Origin of the sequence: Kitasatospora sp. GP82, assembly GCF_029892105.1 — a bacterium.
In the GTDB taxonomy this organism is placed as follows: domain Bacteria; phylum Actinomycetota; class Actinomycetes; order Streptomycetales; family Streptomycetaceae; genus Kitasatospora.
Window position 1 is genome coordinate 69,041 of the sequence record NZ_JARZAJ010000002.1, and the last position, 15,975, is coordinate 85,015.

The 15,975-nt window shown below is 69.3% G+C and carries 13 protein-coding genes and 1 pseudogene; 4 read left to right on the plus strand and 10 right to left on the minus strand.

The features are described from left to right. Window positions 1-156 precede the first annotated feature (156 nt). Window positions 157-876 (minus strand): TetR/AcrR family transcriptional regulator C-terminal domain-containing protein, encoded by a 720-nt coding sequence (locus tag P3T39_RS01985; RefSeq protein WP_280695490.1) that lies wholly within the window; start codon window positions 874-876, stop codon window positions 157-159. A 109-nt stretch (window positions 877-985) separates the two neighbouring features. On the opposite strand from P3T39_RS01985, the gene P3T39_RS01990 reads away from it, so the two are divergent. Further along, complete coding sequence (locus P3T39_RS01990) at window positions 986-2,065, plus strand: alpha/beta hydrolase (RefSeq protein ID WP_280695491.1); 1,080 nt, start codon at window positions 986-988, stop codon at window positions 2,063-2,065. Window positions 2,066-2,394: 329 nt separating this feature from the next. On the opposite strand, the gene P3T39_RS01995 is transcribed toward P3T39_RS01990, so the two are convergent. Then, complete coding sequence (locus P3T39_RS01995; protein ID WP_280695492.1) at window positions 2,395-4,851, minus strand: sodium-translocating pyrophosphatase; 2,457 nt, start codon at window positions 4,849-4,851, stop codon at window positions 2,395-2,397. A 340-nt stretch (window positions 4,852-5,191) separates the two neighbouring features. On the opposite strand from P3T39_RS01995, the gene P3T39_RS02000 reads away from it, so the two are divergent. After that, window positions 5,192-5,674, plus strand: coding sequence for an inorganic diphosphatase (locus P3T39_RS02000; protein ID WP_218205006.1), 483 nt, complete (start codon window positions 5,192-5,194; stop codon window positions 5,672-5,674). A 460-nt stretch (window positions 5,675-6,134) separates the two neighbouring features. Here P3T39_RS02000 and P3T39_RS02005 read toward each other — a convergent pair whose 3' ends face one another. Continuing rightward, on the minus strand, window positions 6,135-6,797 hold the full coding sequence (locus tag P3T39_RS02005; RefSeq protein WP_280695493.1) for a response regulator transcription factor: 663 nt from the start codon (window positions 6,795-6,797) through the stop codon (window positions 6,135-6,137). Further along, the gene (locus P3T39_RS02010) at window positions 6,797-8,002 is read right to left on the minus strand and encodes a sensor histidine kinase (RefSeq protein WP_280695494.1); all 1,206 of its coding nucleotides are present in this window, start codon (window positions 8,000-8,002) and stop codon (window positions 6,797-6,799) included. The genes P3T39_RS02005 and P3T39_RS02010 overlap by 1 nt, the downstream gene beginning before the upstream one ends. A gap of 133 nt (window positions 8,003-8,135) precedes the next feature. Here P3T39_RS02010 and P3T39_RS02015 point away from each other — a divergent pair, with 133 nt between their 5' ends. Both P3T39_RS02015 and P3T39_RS02020 read left to right on the plus strand, forming a co-directional pair. Continuing rightward, complete coding sequence (locus P3T39_RS02015) at window positions 8,136-8,885, plus strand: ABC transporter ATP-binding protein (protein ID WP_280695495.1); 750 nt, start codon at window positions 8,136-8,138, stop codon at window positions 8,883-8,885. After that, the gene (locus tag P3T39_RS02020; protein ID WP_280695496.1) at window positions 8,882-11,212 is read left to right on the plus strand and encodes an FtsX-like permease family protein; all 2,331 of its coding nucleotides are present in this window, start codon (window positions 8,882-8,884) and stop codon (window positions 11,210-11,212) included. The genes P3T39_RS02015 and P3T39_RS02020 overlap by 4 nt, the downstream gene beginning before the upstream one ends. 297 nt (window positions 11,213-11,509) lie before the next feature. Here the strand turns inward: P3T39_RS02020 and P3T39_RS02025 are convergent, their stop codons facing one another. The 6 genes and pseudogenes from P3T39_RS02025 to P3T39_RS02050 all read right to left on the minus strand — a co-directional run bounded on the left by P3T39_RS02025 (window position 11,510) and on the right by P3T39_RS02050 (window position 15,405). Further along, complete coding sequence (locus P3T39_RS02025; RefSeq protein ID WP_280695749.1) at window positions 11,510-12,145, minus strand: hypothetical protein; 636 nt, start codon at window positions 12,143-12,145, stop codon at window positions 11,510-11,512. A gap of 46 nt (window positions 12,146-12,191) precedes the next feature. After that, complete coding sequence (locus P3T39_RS02030; protein WP_280695498.1) at window positions 12,192-12,815, minus strand: PASTA domain-containing protein; 624 nt, start codon at window positions 12,813-12,815, stop codon at window positions 12,192-12,194. Then, window positions 12,815-13,489 carry a SigE family RNA polymerase sigma factor gene (locus P3T39_RS02035; protein WP_280695499.1) on the minus strand — a complete coding sequence of 225 codons (675 nt, stop codon included), beginning with the start codon at window positions 13,487-13,489 and terminating at the stop codon, window positions 12,815-12,817. The genes P3T39_RS02030 and P3T39_RS02035 overlap by 1 nt, the downstream gene beginning before the upstream one ends. 245 nt (window positions 13,490-13,734) lie before the next feature. After that, window positions 13,735-14,503 (minus strand): annotated as a pseudogene (locus P3T39_RS02040) (GNAT family N-acetyltransferase). A gap of 222 nt (window positions 14,504-14,725) precedes the next feature. Beyond that, window positions 14,726-15,139 carry a DNA-binding protein gene (locus P3T39_RS02045; RefSeq protein WP_280695500.1) on the minus strand — a complete coding sequence of 138 codons (414 nt, stop codon included), beginning with the start codon at window positions 15,137-15,139 and terminating at the stop codon, window positions 14,726-14,728. Then, window positions 15,121-15,405 carry a hypothetical protein gene (locus tag P3T39_RS02050; protein WP_280695501.1) on the minus strand — a complete coding sequence of 95 codons (285 nt, stop codon included), beginning with the start codon at window positions 15,403-15,405 and terminating at the stop codon, window positions 15,121-15,123. Before P3T39_RS02050 ends, P3T39_RS02045 begins: the two co-directional genes overlap by 19 nt. Between the last annotated feature and the right edge of the window lie 570 nt (window positions 15,406-15,975).

Genomic DNA, 15,975 nt, shown 5'->3' on the forward strand with positions numbered 1-15,975 from the left:
TCCGCCTTCGCGAAGGCCCGGACCGCGTAGCGCCGTCCGGGCCTTCGTCGTTTCACCGCAGGCCGCACCCCCTCGCGGCCCAGGTGCTTGGGACCGCTGCGAACCCGTGGACCCGGCCGTCGGCACCGGCCAGGACGCTTTGGGAGCGAGACCTCGCTAGGCGCGGTCGATGAGGGTCTGGACGCCGTCGAGGATGCGGTCGAGGCCGAACTCCAGCGGGTCGACGGTGTCGGGTGCGAAGGCGCCGGCGGCGATGGCGCGGGTCAGGGCGGGGAAGCGGTCGGCGTGCCGGCCGAGCAGCTCGCCGGTGAGGCGGATCCACTCCTGGCTGTGCTCCTCGTCGAAGTCGAGCTGCTGCTGGACGAGGGTGCGCACGAGACCGGCGACGAGAACGAAGACCCGATGCTGCTGGGCCGCGGTCAGGCCAGCCGGCTCCAGGGCCGCGAGCGCCGCGTCGAGCCAGGCGAGCTGATTGGGACCCATGAGCTGGCGGCGCATCGCGGTAGCGGCCAGCAGCCAGGGGTGGGACCGGTGGATCTTCGCGGACCGACGGGCCCACTCGATGATCTGCGGCCGCCAGCCCTCTCCCACCGCCGACAGGTCGGGCGCCGGAGCGAGGACGGACTCGACCATCAGCTGGACCAGTTCGGCCTTGCCGGGCACGTAGCGGTACAGGGCCATCGCCGAGACGCCGAACTCGGCGGCGACCTTGCTCATGGCCACGGCATCCAAGCCCTCGGCGTCGGCGATGGCCACAGCGGCCTCGGCGATGCGATGCGGGGTGAGGCTCGGCTTGGGGCCGCGAGTCGGCTGGTCCTGCTCGCCCCACAGCAGCGCGACGCCCGCACGCAGGTCACGCGCCTTCTCCTTGGCCATGCGGCCCTCCGTCTCGACGGCTGTCGGCAGTACCGGTTGACACCGCCTCAGAACTGTATATACCTTAAACGCAACTGCTGATGAGATAAACAGTTTTGGGGGAACACTCATGCTCGGCGTCATCGTCACCGTCTCCGCCACCGCCCTCGCCGCACCTGTCGTCGCCCTGCTGGGCTACCGCCAGCTCAAGCGCAGCACGAACGCCAGGCGACTGCGTATTACGACCCCGAACGGCATCGACGAGTCCGGGTTCGTCCGCATCGGCGGCATCGACCAGTGGGTCTCCGTCCGCGGCGAGGACCTGCGCAACCCGGTGATCCTGGAGATTCACGGCGGCCCCGGCGCATCCAACCTCGTGTTCATCCCCTGCACCCGGGCCTGGGAGCGCCACTTCACGATCGTGCGGTGGGATATGCGCGGGACCGGCAAGACCTTCGCCGCCACCGGCCCCGCCGGGCAGGGAGAGATGAGCCTCGACCGGCTCCACCGGGACGCACTGGAGGTGACCGAGCACGTCCTCACCCGGCTCGGTGTCCCGAAGGTCCTGTTGGTCGCCAACTCCTTCGGCACAGTCCTCGGCCTGCGCCTGGCCCGCAGCCACCCCGAGCTGTACTCCGCGTACGTCGGAACCGACCAGAACATCATCGCGGCCGGACGTGACCGCTCGGCCTACCACACCCTGCTCGGCCGCCTGCGGAAGGCGGGCAAGCACAAGGAACTCGCCGCCGTCACCGCGATGGGCCCCGACGCCACGGCCTGGAGCGCACATCAGTGGGCGGAGTACGCCAAGATCGTCGTCACCACCGACCCGCTGACCTTCGACACCATGAAGACCGTGGTGGTCCGCTCGCTGTGGTTCTCTCCCCTGCACACACTGCGCGAGCTGCGGGCCTACCTGAAGGGCATGACCTTCTCGGAGCGACTCGGACCGCAGGCCACGGCTGTCGACGAGTGGGCCGAGGGCACCGCGTTCTCGCTCCCGTTCTTCGTCTTCCAGGGTGACAGCGACGTCCTCACGCCGCCCGAGCCGGCCCGGCGGTTCCTCGACGACGTGACCGCCCCGGTCAAGGACTTCGCACTCATCCGGAACGCCAGCCACTTCGCCTCCTTCCGCCACCCCGACCAGTTCCTCGACCTGATGCTCACCAGGGTCCGCCCGGCGATCACCCGCGAGCCGCTCGCCGGCTGAAGCACCGCTCGCCACATCGCGACACCCTGACCAAGGACAGCCGGCCGAGCCTGGTTGCAGTTCTGGTTGCATTCACCCCCGTCCAGCGCCGTTCAGAGCCCAGCCAGTGGACCGCTCCACCGCAGGTCAGGGCGCCTGCAGCCATGCCCGGACAGCCGGGCGAACAGTTGGAAAGCGTGTTGGGGGCAACCCCTCACGAGTTCGAATCTCGTATCCTCCGCCACGGCTGACCAGCCGAAACGAAGACCCCGATCGCGATGCGGCCGGGGTCTTCGCCGTTTCCTGGTCTCAGTGGTGCGCAGGCTTGCTCCCCGCACTCAGGATGCGGACTACGGGACGGGGGCGGGCTCCTCCGGCGCTCGGGTGTCAATGGATGTTTCGTCGGGGCCGACGGTGATGCTGCGGCGTTTGGAGATCCACACTGCGGTGATGACGACGGCCAGGGCCACCAGGGCGATAGTCAGCCGGAGGCCGAGGTTGGCGTGCGAGCCGAAGCCGAGTTTGACGATGGCTGGGGCGACCAGAAGGGAGACCAGGTTCATCACCTTCAGCAGCGGGTTGATGGCGGGTCCTGCGGTGTCCTTGAAGGGATCCCCTACGGTGTCACCGATGACGGTGGCGGCGTGGGCGGGGCTGCCCTTGCCTCCGTGGTGGCCGTCCTCGACCAGTTTCTTGGCGTTGTCCCAAGCGCCACCGGAGGTGGCCAGGAAGACGGCCATCAGGGTGCCGGTGCCGATGGCGCCCGCCAGGTAGGAGCCGAGCGAGCCGACGCCGAGGAGGAAGCCCACGGCGATCGGGGCCAGCACGGCGAGCAGACCCGGGGTGGCCAGTTCGCGCAGTGCATTGCGGGTGCAGATGTCCACCACCCGGCCGTACTCGGGCCGCTCGGTGCCGTCCATGATGCCGGGGCGGGTGCGGAACTGGCGACGGACCTCGTAGACCACTGCGCCGGCGGAGCGCGAGACGGCGTTGATGGCCAGGCCGGAGAAGAGGAAGACGACGGCAGCGCCGAGCAGCAGGCCGACCAGGTCGTTGGGCTGGTCGATGGCCAGGCTCAGGCTCGAGCCGTGGGCGGCCGGGCCGATCTGCGCCTCGGTGGTGTTGATGGCGTCGGTGTAGGAGCCGAACAGCGCGGTGGCGGCAAGCACCGCCGTGGCAATGGCGATGCCCTTGGTGATCGCCTTGGTGGTGTTGCCGACCGCGTCCAGCTCGGTGAGCACCTGCGCGCCGGCGCCGGTGACGTCGCCGGACATCTCGGCGATGCCCTGGGCGTTGTCGGAGACGGGGCCGAACGTGTCCATGGCCACAATCACGCCCACGGTGGTCAGCAGCCCGGTGCCGGCCAGTGCGACCGCGAACAGGGACAGGATCAGGGAGCCGCCGCCGAGGAGGTAGGCGCCGTAGACCGCGGCGCCGATGGCCACGGCGGAGTACACGGCCGCTTCCAGGCCGAGCGCGATACCGGAGAGCACCACGGTGGCCGGCCCGGTGAGTGAGGTCTTGGCCACGTCCCGCACCGGCCGGCGGGTGGTCTCGGTGAAGTAGCCGGTCAGTTGCTGGATGGCGGTGGCCAGCACGATCCCGATGGCCACCGCGGCCAGGGCGAAAAGCCGTGGGCTGCCCGCGTGCCGGGTGATCTCGGCCGGTACACCGTGCAGACCGGAGAAGTGGGCCGGTAGGAACGCGAAAACCGCGCCGGCCACCAGGGCGAGCGAGACCAGCGCGGAGGCGAAGAACCCGCGGTTGATGGCGGTCATACCGCTGCGGTCCCCGGGCCGTGGGGAGACCGCCACAATGCCCAGCACTGCGGTGAGCACCCCGATCCCGGGTACTACCAGCGGGAAGGCCAGCCCGAGGTCACCGAAGGCGGCCCTGCCCAGGATCAGCGCGGCGACCAGGGTCACCGCGTAGGACTCGAACAGGTCGGCCGCCATCCCCGCGCAGTCCCCCACGTTGTCGCCAACGTTGTCGGCGATCGTCGCCGCGTTGCGCGGATCGTCCTCCGGGATTCCCTGCTCCACCTTGCCCACCAGGTCCGCGCCGACGTCTGCGGCCTTGGTGAAGATCCCTCCGCCCACCCGCATGAACATCGCCAGCAACGCCGCACCGAAACCGAACCCCTCCAGCACCTTCGGCGCGTTCGTCCGGTAGATCAGCACCACCGCGGCCGCCCCCAGCAATCCCAGCCCCACGGTGAACATGCCCACCACCCCGCCGGTGCGGAAGCCGATCCGCATCGCGCGATGCGAGACCGTACGGACCAGCGGTGCCGCCGTCGGCCCCTCCCGATCGCCTGCCGCAGGAACCGGCGGTGTTGCCGCCCGCGCCGCTGCCGCTACCCGCACATTGCTGCGTACGGCCAACTGCATTCCCACGTACCCGGTCGTCGCCGAGAACGCCGCCCCGACCAGGAAGAACACCGAACGCCCCACCCGCTGCCCCCAGTTGTCCGCCGGGAGCAGCAGCAGCACGAAAGGCACCACCCCGGCGAACACCCCCAGGGTGCGGAACTGGCGCGCCAGATACGCGTTCGCGCCCTCCTGGATCGCCGCGGCGATCCGCCGCATCGCCGGCGTGCCCTCGTCCGCAGCCAGCACCTGCCTCACCAACACCCAGGCCACCACCAGTGCACCGGCCGCGATCAGCGCGACCACCACCACCAGGGTTCGGCCCGACGCGGTCAGCACAGGTGCCACTGCGGCTGGAGCACCGAGCCGGCTCCGCCCAGGGACAAGCGCGGCGGTGTACTGCACAGCGGATGCGCCGGCGAGAACGAACCCAGCCATTCCGTCCTCCTCGACGTCGTGCTGGTGCGCCGGGCGCACTGAACCGCTCGGCTGCGCGGGCGAGTCGCGCGATCTGCGAATAGCCTGGCTTACTTCGACCGGATCGCTGCCGGAGAATCCCTCTGTGCCGACTCCTGCGGAGTGGCTCTGGCGAACGCGCCGCCCGGGGACAAAGCGGACGAAGCCCTGTTCAGACAGAGGCTAACCCGGGGCGTTGAAGATCTGCAGAGCTAGAGAGTGCAACCGGGTGGCCGCGATGCGGCTGCGGCTGATCCGCCGGAGAATGAAGACCTGAGTTCGTCGCGGCACCGGACGCCCGGGATCGCGGAAGGAGGCCGACATGGACTTCGAGGTGATCGTCGAGATCCCCCAAGGCTCGCGCAACAAGTACGAGATGGACCATGCAGCCGGGCGGATCCGCCTGGACCGGATGCTGTTCACGGCCACCCGCTACCCAGCGGACTACGGGTTCATCGAAGACACCCTCGGTGGGGACGGCGACCCTCTCGACGCCCTCGTCCTCGTCGGCGAGCCCACCTTTCCGGGATGCGGCATCACATGTCGCGCCATCGGCATGTTCGTCATGACCGACGAGAAAGGGCCGGACGAGAAAGTGCTCTGCGTGCCCGCTCACGACCCGCGCTTCGCACGGCTGCAGGACATCGACGACATGCCTCCGTTCGACCTGCAGGAGATCACCCACTTCTTCGAGGTCTACAAGGACCTCGAACCCGGAAAATCCGTCGAGGGCTCCCACTGGGAGAACAAGGCCGGCGCCTACGCCGAGATCGAAGCCTCCCGTTCCCGAGCCGCCGCCGCGTAGCGGGTGACCTCCGCCGGTGTCACGGGGAAGCTCTCTGGGTCCTCAGTTCAGCAACCCGGCGGGCTTGTGCACGGCCGGCCCCGAGCGGCGATCGCGCTCGGGCAGCAAGAGCGCCCGTACGTCTGCCTGATGCTCAGGAAGCGGTCGGGGGCGGATGCCTCTGTTGCTGCACCTCGTTGGTTCGGTGTGGTTGCAGTTCTGGTTGCTTTCACCCTCGTCCGGCGCTGTTCGCAGCCCGGCGAACGAGCCGCTCCACCGCAGGTCGGGACGCCCGCACCCGCCCCTGGACAGCCTGACGAACAGTTGGAAAGCGTGTTGGGGGCAACCCCTCACGAGTTCGAATCTCGTATCCTCCGCCTGATTGAAGGCCCCGACCGCTCAGCGGTCGGGGCCTTCGTCGTTCCGTGGTCTCAGTTGGGATTTTTGGGCTCGGGCGGCGTCTTCGCCGGGGCATCGGGGCCTATCCGGTCGGCGCCACCAGGCCGTTCTCGTAGGCGATGATGACGAGGTGGACGCGGTCGCGGGCGTCGAGCTTGGACAGCAGCCGTGTCACGTACGCCTTGACGGTCGCGCCGCTGATGAACATCGCCTCGGCGATCTGGGCGTTCGACATCCCCCGGCCGATCAGCGTCAGTACCTCGCGCTCGCGGTCGGTGATCCCCTGGATCTCCTTGGGCCGGGGGGCGGCGGCCCGCTGGGGACGGTCGGCGAACTCCTCGATCAGGCGGCGCGTCACCTTCGGTGCGATCAGCGCGTCCCCGGCGGCCACGACCCGCACCGCCGCGATGATGTCGTCCAGGGCCATGTCCTTGACGAGGAATCCCGAAGCCCCGGCTCGCAGGGCGTTGTAGACGTTGTCGTCGTCGTCGAACGTCGTCAGGACGATGACGTGCGGGGCGCCGACGTCCTTCGTGATCATCCGGGTGGCCTCGATGCCGTCCATGCCGGGCATCCGGATGTCCATGACGACGACGTCGGGATTGAGATCCCGGACCAGCTGCACTGCCTCGGCGCCGTTCCCGGCCTCCCCGACGACCTCGATGTCCGGGATGTCGGTGATCACCATGACCAGACCGGCGCGGATCAGCGGCTGGTCGTCGGCAAGCACGACGCGGACCGGCATCAGACCTCCATCGGGATGGGGAGACGGGCAGTCACGCGGTAGCCGCCCTCGGGACGCGGGCCGGCAGTGAAGTCGCCGTTTAGCAGCTTCACTCGATCACGCATCCCGGCGATACCGTAGCCGGTGCCTTCGCCCCTGCCGCTTCCGGGCCCGCTGTCGACGATCACGACGGACAGGTCGGCCGGATCGAAGACGACGGAGACACGGCACTGCTCTGTCTTGGAGTGCTTCACCACGTTGGTGACGGACTCCTGGATGATGCGGAACGCGGACAGGTCGACCTCCGGCGGCAGCGGACGCCTCTCGCCGCGCCACTCGACGTCCACCCGGACGCCGGCGTTCCTCACGTTCGCCACGAGCTTGTCGACGTCTTCCAGCCCGGCGAGCGGCTTCTCGGCGTCAGCGGACTCGGCGTCATGGAGCGCGCCGAGCATGCGCCGCAGCCCGGCGAGCGTCTCCCGGCTGGTGTCCTCGATCACGCCGAGGGCCCGGCGGGCGCCCTCCGGCTGGGTATCAATGACGCGCTTGGCGGCCCCGGCCTGGATCGCGACGACCCCGATGCTGTGCGCGACCATGTCGTGCAGCTCGCGGGCGATCCGCAGCCGCTCGGCCGTCACCGCCTGCTCTGCCGCCCGGGTGCGCAACTCCTTTGCGTGCACGCGTTCCTGGCGTTGCGAGTTCCCGATCACCCACGCGACGACGACCATCATCAGGACGACGGCCTCGACCGAGGTGCCCACGCGGAATCCGACCGCAAGGCGCACACCGATGTAGCCGAAGAGCCCGGCCAGGGCCACCCCGCCGGCGAACAGCGAAGTCCGCCGTGGCTCGGCGGCGGCAACGAAACAGAGGGCGACAGAGACCGGCAGGTACTGCTCGGGCGCGATGCTGATCGTGTGGAACGGACCGTTGGTCAGGACCAGTGCGCTGAGCACCAGCATCGTCATCGATCCCAGCGGTCTGCGGGTCAACAGCCGACAGGCGAAGGACAGCAGGACCGCCGCGACCAGCAGTGCCGCCTTTTCCTGGGGGCGCATCGCGAACGGGGCGGCGCGGTGGCTCTTCTCGCCCCAGGGCCCCCAGGCCTCTCCCGGCCAGCGGATCTGGACGATGAACGAGTAGAACGTGGACACACACCAGGTGAGCGCCGTTGCCACGCCGGGCGTCACACGTTGGAGCAGCGTCGGAGGCGGGGCCGTGGACATGACGCGATCGTAGCCGCGTGATCATCCGGGGACATCGGAGCGAGGGTGTACAACCCGGGTCGGTATCCGCGCCTCCGAAGTACGGACGACGCTCCGATGCCGGTGGACCAGGGTGATCGTCACTGTTCTCCCCATGACGAACACTGGCGGTTACGAGGAACGGGAAGTCGTCGTCCGACTCACGGACGTGCGGAAGGACTTCGGGGATTACGCGGCTCTGGACGGTGTCTCGCTGGAGATCGGCGCGGGCGAGTCAGTCGCCGTGATGGGGCCGTCCGGCTCCGGGAAGTCGACGCTGCTGAACATGGTGTCCGGGCTCGACCGGCCAACCGGTGGATCGGTCGTCGTCGGCGGGGAGGATTTGACCAGGCTCAACGAGAAGGGCCTGGCGCTGTTCCGCCGCCGCCGGATCGGCATGATCTTCCAGTTCTTCAACCTGCTGGACGACCTGCCGGCCCTGGACAACATCGCCCTGTCCGGACAGCTGGTCGGGCTGAAGGCCTCGGCTGCCCGCAAGCGCGCCTTGGAGCTCATGGGCGAACTCGGAATCGCCGACCGGAAGAACATCTACCCCGCCTCGCTGTCCGGCGGCGAGCGGCAGCGGGTCGCCACGGCACGGGCCTTGATGAACCGTCCGTCGCTGCTGCTGGCCGACGAGCCGACCGGCGCCCTGGACAGCCGGTCCGGTGACCAGGTGATGCAGCTGCTCATGGACCTGAACCAGCTCGGCCAGACGCTGCTGATCGTCACGCACGACCCGCGGCTCGCCGCGCAGTGCGCGCGCCGGGTCATCGAGGTTGCAGACGGGCGCATCGCCCGGGACAGCTCGGTGAACGCCGCAGTGGTTGCGAACGGCGCAGTGGTCGCGGGGGTCGCACGATGAGCGCGGTGTGGCGGGCCTCCCGCGCAGCGGTGAAGCGGCGCAGGTTCCAGACCTTCATCCTCGGCGTCGTCGTCATGGTCTCCAGCGCGATGGCCATCGCCACGCTGGGCCTGCTGGCGGCCGTGTCGGGCCCCTTCGACCAGGCCTACAACGCCGCGAAGGGCGCACACGTCGTCGCCGAGTTCGACAGCTCGAAGGCGACCGCCGCGCAGATCGCCCGGGCCGCGAACGCCCCCGGAGTCGAGGCCGTCGCCGGTCCCTATCCCGAGGCCGTCCTCCACTCGCCTTCCGAGACCGGCGACCATCCGATGGGGCTGGCCGGTTCGTTCACCGTCGTCGGCCGCGACCGGCCGGACACGCCGGTCGACGCCCTCGAGCTCAGCGCCGGCCGCTGGGCGACCGGTCCCGGCGAGATCGTCCTGAACGAGCCGTCGTTCATCGGTCTGCTGGCGATCAAGTCCGAGCACGAGGTCGTCACCCCGGACGGCGTGCAGCTGAAGGTCGTCGGCTACGCCGCCTCGGCCAGCCAGTCCGCGGGCGGCTGGGTCACGCCGGACCAGGCCAGGGCCCTGCACTCGGCCTCGCTCCAGATGCTGTACCGCTTCAAGGACGCCGGGTCCGACTCGGCGCTGAAGGCCGGCATGGCCGCCGCTACGAAGGGCCTGCCGTCCGACGCCCTGACGGGGACCAGCTCCTACCTGGCCATCAAGGCGAACCTCGCCAAGGGCCCGAACACCTATGTGCCGTTCCTGACGGTCTTCGGCGTCCTGGGCCTGATCGTCTCGGTCCTGATCGTCGGCAACGTCGTCAGCGGCGCGGTCGTCTCGGGCTTCCGGCACATCGGAGTCCTCAAGGCCCTGGGGTTCACGCCGAACCAGGTGACGGCGGTCTACCTCGCCATGGTCACCACCCCGGCGGTGATCGGCTGCGTGCTCGGCTCGGTGATCGGCGGCCTCGTCGGCAAGAAGCTGGTGCACCAGGCGTTCTTCGGCATCTTCGGCGGCGATCTGGTCATGGACAGGGCGACCGTCCCGACGTGGGTCTATCCGGTCGTGCTGATCGGGATGCCGGTACTCGTCGCGCTGTCCGCGCTCATCCCGGCGATGCGCGCCCGCCGCCTGCCCGCCGCCGTCGCCATCAGCGCGGGCGGCGCCCAACAGACCGGACGTGGTCTGGCGGTCCAGCGCAGGCTCGGCGGATCGCGCCTGCCGCGCCCGGTGAGCCTGGGCCTGGGCTGGCCGTTCGCCCGGCCGGGCCGCACGGCCCTGACACTGTCGACCGTCGTGCTCGGCGTCATGACGGTGACGATGGCGCTCGGCCTCTCCGCCTCGGTCGTCAAGTTCGGGCAGATGCAGAAGCAGACCGACAAGATCCAGGTGATCGTCGACGTCAACGACCCGAAGTGGAACCCTCCCGGCCCGACACACTCCGACGACCAGCTCTTCGCGCTGCTGCGCTCGCTGCCCGGTGCCGTGCACGTGTCCGCCGAGGCCCCGGCGGTAACCCGCATGGCGGGCTCGTCGGGAATCGTCCGGGTAGGCGTCGAGAGCGGCGACACGGCGGAGCTGCGCCCGGATCTCGTCCGGGGGCGCTGGATAGAGGGGCCGAACGAGGTGGTCGTCTCATCGGAGTTCTGGCACCAGCACAAGGTGTCTCTCGGCGACACGATCACGCTGGACACGAGCGACGGGCCGCAGCCGGAGAAGATCGTCGGCGAGGGCGTCGGAGGCTGGGACGTGACGACCCTCGACTGGAACCGGTTCATCCCGCTCAGCATGGTCCAGCGCGCCCAGAGCTTCTCCGTCCAGCTCGCGAAAGGCACCGACCCGCAGGCCTACGCCACTGCGGTCGCGCGTATCGACCCGGGGCTGGAGGCGACGGTGAACGGCGCCTCCGACACCATCGAGAAGGTCATCATCAGCGTGGTGTCGACGCTCACCACGATGCTGATCATCGTCTCGAGCCTCGGCGTGTTCAACACGGTGGTCCTCAACACCCGCGAACGCCGCAAGGACCTGGGGATGCTCAAGTCGATCGGCATGACGCCGCGCCAGGTGATCGCCATGGTCGTGACCTCCGTGGCGGCACTCGGAGCGGTCGGCGGGATCGTCGGCGCCCCGCTCGGGATGCTCGCGCACCGGATCATCATCCCGATCACCGGACACGGCACCGGACTCGACCTGCCGGACTCGATGCTGCACGTGTGGAACTGGCCGATGGTGGCACTGCTGGCCCTCTCGGGCTCCGTGATCGCCGCGCTGGGGGCCTACCTCCCGGCCCGGGGCGCGGCGAAGGCACCCGTGGCGGAGGTGCTGCGGACGGAGTAGCGGGGTAGCAGACGGCGAAGGGCACGGCAGCAGGGTTCTGATCCCGGTCTCAGTTCTGGTCTCATTCATCACCGTTCAAGCACGGTCAGCCACCTCTCCGGAGAACAGAAAGCCGCACGTCAGAACGGGGACGGACCCCGCCGAACGGCTCCGTGCAGAATTGGAAAGCGCGTTCGGGGCAACCCCTCACGAGTTCGAATCTCGTATCCTCCGCCATGGCTGACCAGCCATAACGAAGGCCCCGACTGCTCAGCAGTCGGGGCCTTCGTCGTGCCCTGGTCTCAGTTTTGGTCTCATTCATTTCGGACACATCGGGATAAATCTTCCCTTGGCCCTGCCGGGGTCACAGAAGTAGACCAGGACGTCAATAGCGACGGGGAGCGAGCCGTGTGCGGCCATCTCGGCTCCCTGGACCCAGGTGAGCGAGCGTCGCGCGTGGCCGGGCAGGGTCTGGACGGTGGCCACGAGGGCGTCGCGCACGCGTTCCGCGCTGCGGCCAGCGGGCAGGTGCAGGCTGGCTGAGGCGATAGGGCTGCGCGCCGCCATACGGAAATCGCAATAACGATCACCGGCAGATGATCTGTCTGGGATGCTCGCCGGGTGACGGCACCCATCACACGCCTCCCGCACATCTCGACCCCGAGCGCCCGGGCGCTCGGGTCGCTGAGTCTGGCCTTCGCAGCGGCCGCGCCACTGCTGCTGGCCGAACCCGGCACCCGGCCCGGCGCTGCGGGCCCGGCGGAGCTGGCCGACGCGACGCTGGCCGCCGCCCGGGACGGCTCCGTCGACCGCGTCGCCGGCCGGATTCCGCTCGGGTCTGACCCAGGTGGCGGTCGCGATCGAGGACGGCGTCGCGCTGTGCTCGGGCATGCACCAGCCGGTCGGCACCGCCCCGATCGCCGAACCGGCCTGACGCGACCGGTCGGCGCTCACCGGGGGCGACCCGTAGGACCGTCCGCCGGTTCCGGGGCCGGTGACGTCAGGGCTTCCCCTTTGAGACGAAAAGGGTGACGGCGGTGCCCGGGGCGACGGCGGTGCCGGGCCTGGGCTCGCTGCTGATCACCGCGCCGGCCGGGGCCTTCCAGTCGGTGAAGTTCTGGACGTGCTCGATCTTCAGTCCGACTTCCGTGAGGACCTTCTCGGCCTGGGCCTGGGGCATGCCGAGGACTGCGGGGACGGTGACGGAGGGGTCACCGGGCGCTGGTGCGGTGCGGGTGCCGGGGGAGGGCGTGGCGCTTCCCATCGGAGCCTCGGGGGAAGCGGTGGCGGAGGTGTCGGGGGCGGGGGAAGCGGTGGAGGTCGGCTCCGGCGGCGCGGGCGAGGGCGTCGCGGAGGCTACGGGCGCGGCGGCGGTGTGCCGGACCGGGGGCTGGTCGGAGCCGTGCAGGGCGAAGGCGGTGCCCGCGGTCAGGACGATGGCGGCCGCCGATGCCGTGACCGCGAGCAGTCCGCGCCGACGGCGGGTGCGGCGCAGGATGGCGGTGCCGTCGAACGCGGGGGGTTGTGCGTCGTTCGCGAAGTTGTCCATGGCCTGGATCAGTGCCTCTCTCAGGTCGGGGTCCGGGGTGGAGCCGAGGTGGCCGTCGGGCGGGAACGAGGTCATCACGCACCTTCGAACTGGGGCAGAGGAGTGGGCCGGCCGTCGTCCGGTACGGGCGCGGGCGGTTCGGACCGGGGCACCGCGGTGCGCAGTTTGGCCAGCCCGCGGGCGAGTTGCGAGCGCACGGCGGAGGGTGAGATCCGGAGTGTCTCGGCGATCTCCTGGTCGCCCATGTCATGCAGGTAGTGCAGCACCACGACGGTGCGCATACCGATCGGCAGGACGTGGAGCGCCTGTACCAGTTCGTCGCGAAGGTCCACGAGCCGGTACGGGTCACGGGGGTCTGCGTGGTCCGCGAGGTCCGAGCGCTCACCGGCCCGGCGGAGTCTGCGCCACCGGTCGTTGGCCAGGTTGACCACGATCCGGCGCACGTAGGCCTCCGGCGAGTCCGCGACGGCTACCCGGTTCCAGTGCCGGCATGCCTTCTCCAGCGCCTCCTGCAGCAGGTCCTCCGCACTGTCCTGACTTCCAGTCAGGATGTAGGCGGTCCGGAACAGTGCCGCGGAGCGCTGCTGGACGAACTCGACGAAGTCGATCCGCCGGGTGTCCCTGCCGCGCCTGCCCAGCCTCACCAGCCGCCCGCCGATGCACTCATGTTCTCCTCCTTCAGCGTTCCCACACCCATGACGGGCCCTCACCGCGTCCTGCTGCACCGAACCTCCCGAAGTGACACGCATCACTTGGGCCGGCGGCCCTGAACGCCCGACGCCCCCCGCCGAGAGCCCGTCAGGGCCGGTGGAGGCGTCGAGTTGTCGCGGCGCGGGCGCCCGGCGGACCGGGCCCCAGCGCTGCTCCGCAGAGGTTCTTGGAGGGGTGTCGATCAGGGCATGGGGTCGCCGAGACAGAGGCCGAAGGTGTAGTTCACGGCTTTCTCGGGCGGCTGAAGGGGAGATCAGGAGAACTCGAGGTTGTGGGGGCCGGGTCAGGATGACGGCCCGGCCCGGCCCCCACCGTCCTGGAGATCGAGCTGGTACTCGAATGAATGTTGTGTGCGTCGGCACATAGCCGAGCGCGTCGTTGATGTGCCTCATATACGGATTGTTATCGGCGGTGTCGGTAAGCAAGCCGCCGAGGTCCGGGTGCCGCTCAAAGGCATGCCGGATCGAGGCGGCCTTCATCCAGAGGCCGAGGCCATGCCCGCGATGATCAGGGAGGACACCGGTGCCGTAGTGCTGGCCATCGCCCTTGCCATCGCCGGGGACCACCAGTTCAGTGAACCCAGCGATCGAGCCGTCCGACTCGTCGATGGCAACGACGGTGTGCAGCACGTCACCCCGCCTTTCGATGGCCGCAGCTGCGGCCCGGACCCGTTCCAGGTCCCAGGTCACCGTGCCGAAGTCGGTGCTGCCCATCGGCATGTCGTCCATGACGTGGCGCGACGCGACAAACGTCTCGGCGAAGCCGTCCGGAACCGTACCCTCCCATGACGCCAGCCGATATCCCGGATGTGACTGTTCGGTGATCTCGGCGAGAGCGGTGATGTCCACCTCGGCCAATGGGAGGCGGGTGAAGGTCAGGGTCAGGACCCTGCGGAAGCCCCGGGCCGACAGGAATCGGTCGCCGGGAGTACCCGCCTCTGCCTGGGTGATGACACAGCGTCGGCCGTCCTCGCGTGCAGCGGCCACGGCTGCCTCCAGGAGCCGGGAGCCGGTGTGGTTTCGCCGCTCGGCCGGATGCTCTGCGGTGCCCACCCCGACCGCCTTTCATGTGGTCCAGCACAGCGGTGATCGCAATGATCACCTGTCCACCAACCGCCTCCCGCTGCACAGTCTCCAGCTGCAGTTCCAGCGTCCAGTCAGATCTGACCTCCATGTGGGCGATTGTGACGAGAGTCCCTGACAACCAGTCGGGCGTCACACGGAGAGCGCCAGATGGCGCGAATGGGCAAGGCAACCACCGCGTGCCTCGATCGACTACACGAGCACGAGCCGCACACGATCACCGCAGAGTTTGGTCATGTCGTCGATGTCCGACGTCAGCAGGACGACCGGCCGCTGCTGTCGCAGCGCCATCTCGGCCACTGCCGCGTCAATCGCGCACTTGTGGCCATGAAGACCTGCGGCGATCAGCATCGCGGAAGCCGCCCGGGCGTCCTCGTCCCCCACCTGCACGATCCGCAGCCCGGACAGAATCCAGCGGAGGCGGGCCCGGTCGGTGCGACTGAGCGCGGCTTCGATGATGGTCAAGGCACTGATCACCACCTCCATGCCCCGTTTGCGGGCCTCCGCGACCAGCGCGACGGCGGGTTCGTGGTCGTTGACCAGCTTGGACAGGCCCTCGGAGTCGAGCACCAGGGTGCCCTCGTGGCTCAGCTTGCGACGGGCCATCCGCCCTCCTCGCCGAACACCTCGTCGAAGACCTGCCGTGCGCGCTCCTGCTCCGCCGGCGAGATCGATCCCTTCCGGCGTTCATAGTCGGCCAGGTACTCGTCCAGGATCCGACCGCGCAGCTCGCGCTCGACGGCTGCGGTGATGAACGCCGAGAACTCGCGCTTGCCCACCCGCTGGCGGATGGCCTCGGCCGTACCTTCGGGCAGGGAGAGGCTGACCCTGGTGGCCGGCCCCTCGCCGATGCTGTAGGGCATCTCAGTCATGGGTCCAGATTGTCAAAGAAGTAGGAATTCCGATCCGGTCTCCAGACAGGCTTGCTCTGATTGCAGTTCTGGTTGCATTCACCCACGTCCGGTGCCGTCCGCAACCCGGTGAGCGAGCCACTCCACCCCAGGTCAGGACACTCAAACACGCCCCCGGGACAGCCGGACGAACAGTTGGAAAGCGTGTCGGGGGCAACCCCTCACGAGTTCGAGTCTCGTATCCTCCGTCGGCAGAAGGCCCGGACCGCACAACGGTCCGGGCCATCGTCGTATCCCGCCCGAGACAGGCGGAGGTGGCGCGCGTCCGTTGCCGACCTGCCACGACGCTGCCGCCGCGGGAAGCCCCATGGTTTCCAGGGCGGGGCGCCCCCGCGAGACACCTCGACATCCTCACGGCGACGTGGGAGGGGCCGCCCCGCGCACCCACGGGCACTGTGAGGTGGCGGATGCCCCATCAGTGGATCAGCCTTCGCCCGCTCCGACACGGCACGGCCAACGGCAGCACCGGGCATCGCCGCCCACGCAACACCTCTCCGCTTTGATACATAGGGCGATATACTTGAGGTGCGA

Bases quoted from the DNA above. Each gene is read 5' to 3' on its own strand.
- P3T39_RS02050 (WP_280695501.1), bottom strand. From the start codon at position 15,405: ATGACTGAGATGCCCTACAGCATCGGCGAGGGGCCGGCCACCAGGGTC.
- P3T39_RS02020 (WP_280695496.1), top strand. From the start codon at position 8,882: ATGAGCGCGGTGTGGCGGGCCTCCCGCGCAGCGGTGAAGCGGCGCAGG.
- P3T39_RS02045 (WP_280695500.1), bottom strand. From the start codon at position 15,139: ATGGCCCGTCGCAAGCTGAGCCACGAGGGCACCCTGGTGCTCGACTCC.
- P3T39_RS01990 (WP_280695491.1), top strand. From the start codon at position 986: ATGCTCGGCGTCATCGTCACCGTCTCCGCCACCGCCCTCGCCGCACCT.
- P3T39_RS02010 (WP_280695494.1), bottom strand. From the start codon at position 8,002: ATGTCCACGGCCCCGCCTCCGACGCTGCTCCAACGTGTGACGCCCGGC.
- P3T39_RS02015 (WP_280695495.1), top strand. From the start codon at position 8,136: ATGACGAACACTGGCGGTTACGAGGAACGGGAAGTCGTCGTCCGACTC.
- P3T39_RS01995 (WP_280695492.1), bottom strand. From the start codon at position 4,851: ATGGCTGGGTTCGTTCTCGCCGGCGCATCCGCTGTGCAGTACACCGCC.
- P3T39_RS01985 (WP_280695490.1), bottom strand. From the start codon at position 876: ATGGCCAAGGAGAAGGCGCGTGACCTGCGTGCGGGCGTCGCGCTGCTG.
- P3T39_RS02000 (WP_218205006.1), top strand. From the start codon at position 5,192: ATGGACTTCGAGGTGATCGTCGAGATCCCCCAAGGCTCGCGCAACAAG.
- P3T39_RS02005 (WP_280695493.1), bottom strand. From the start codon at position 6,797: ATGCCGGTCCGCGTCGTGCTTGCCGACGACCAGCCGCTGATCCGCGCC.
- P3T39_RS02030 (WP_280695498.1), bottom strand. From the start codon at position 12,815: ATGACCTCGTTCCCGCCCGACGGCCACCTCGGCTCCACCCCGGACCCC.
- P3T39_RS02035 (WP_280695499.1), bottom strand. From the start codon at position 13,489: ATGCGTGTCACTTCGGGAGGTTCGGTGCAGCAGGACGCGGTGAGGGCC.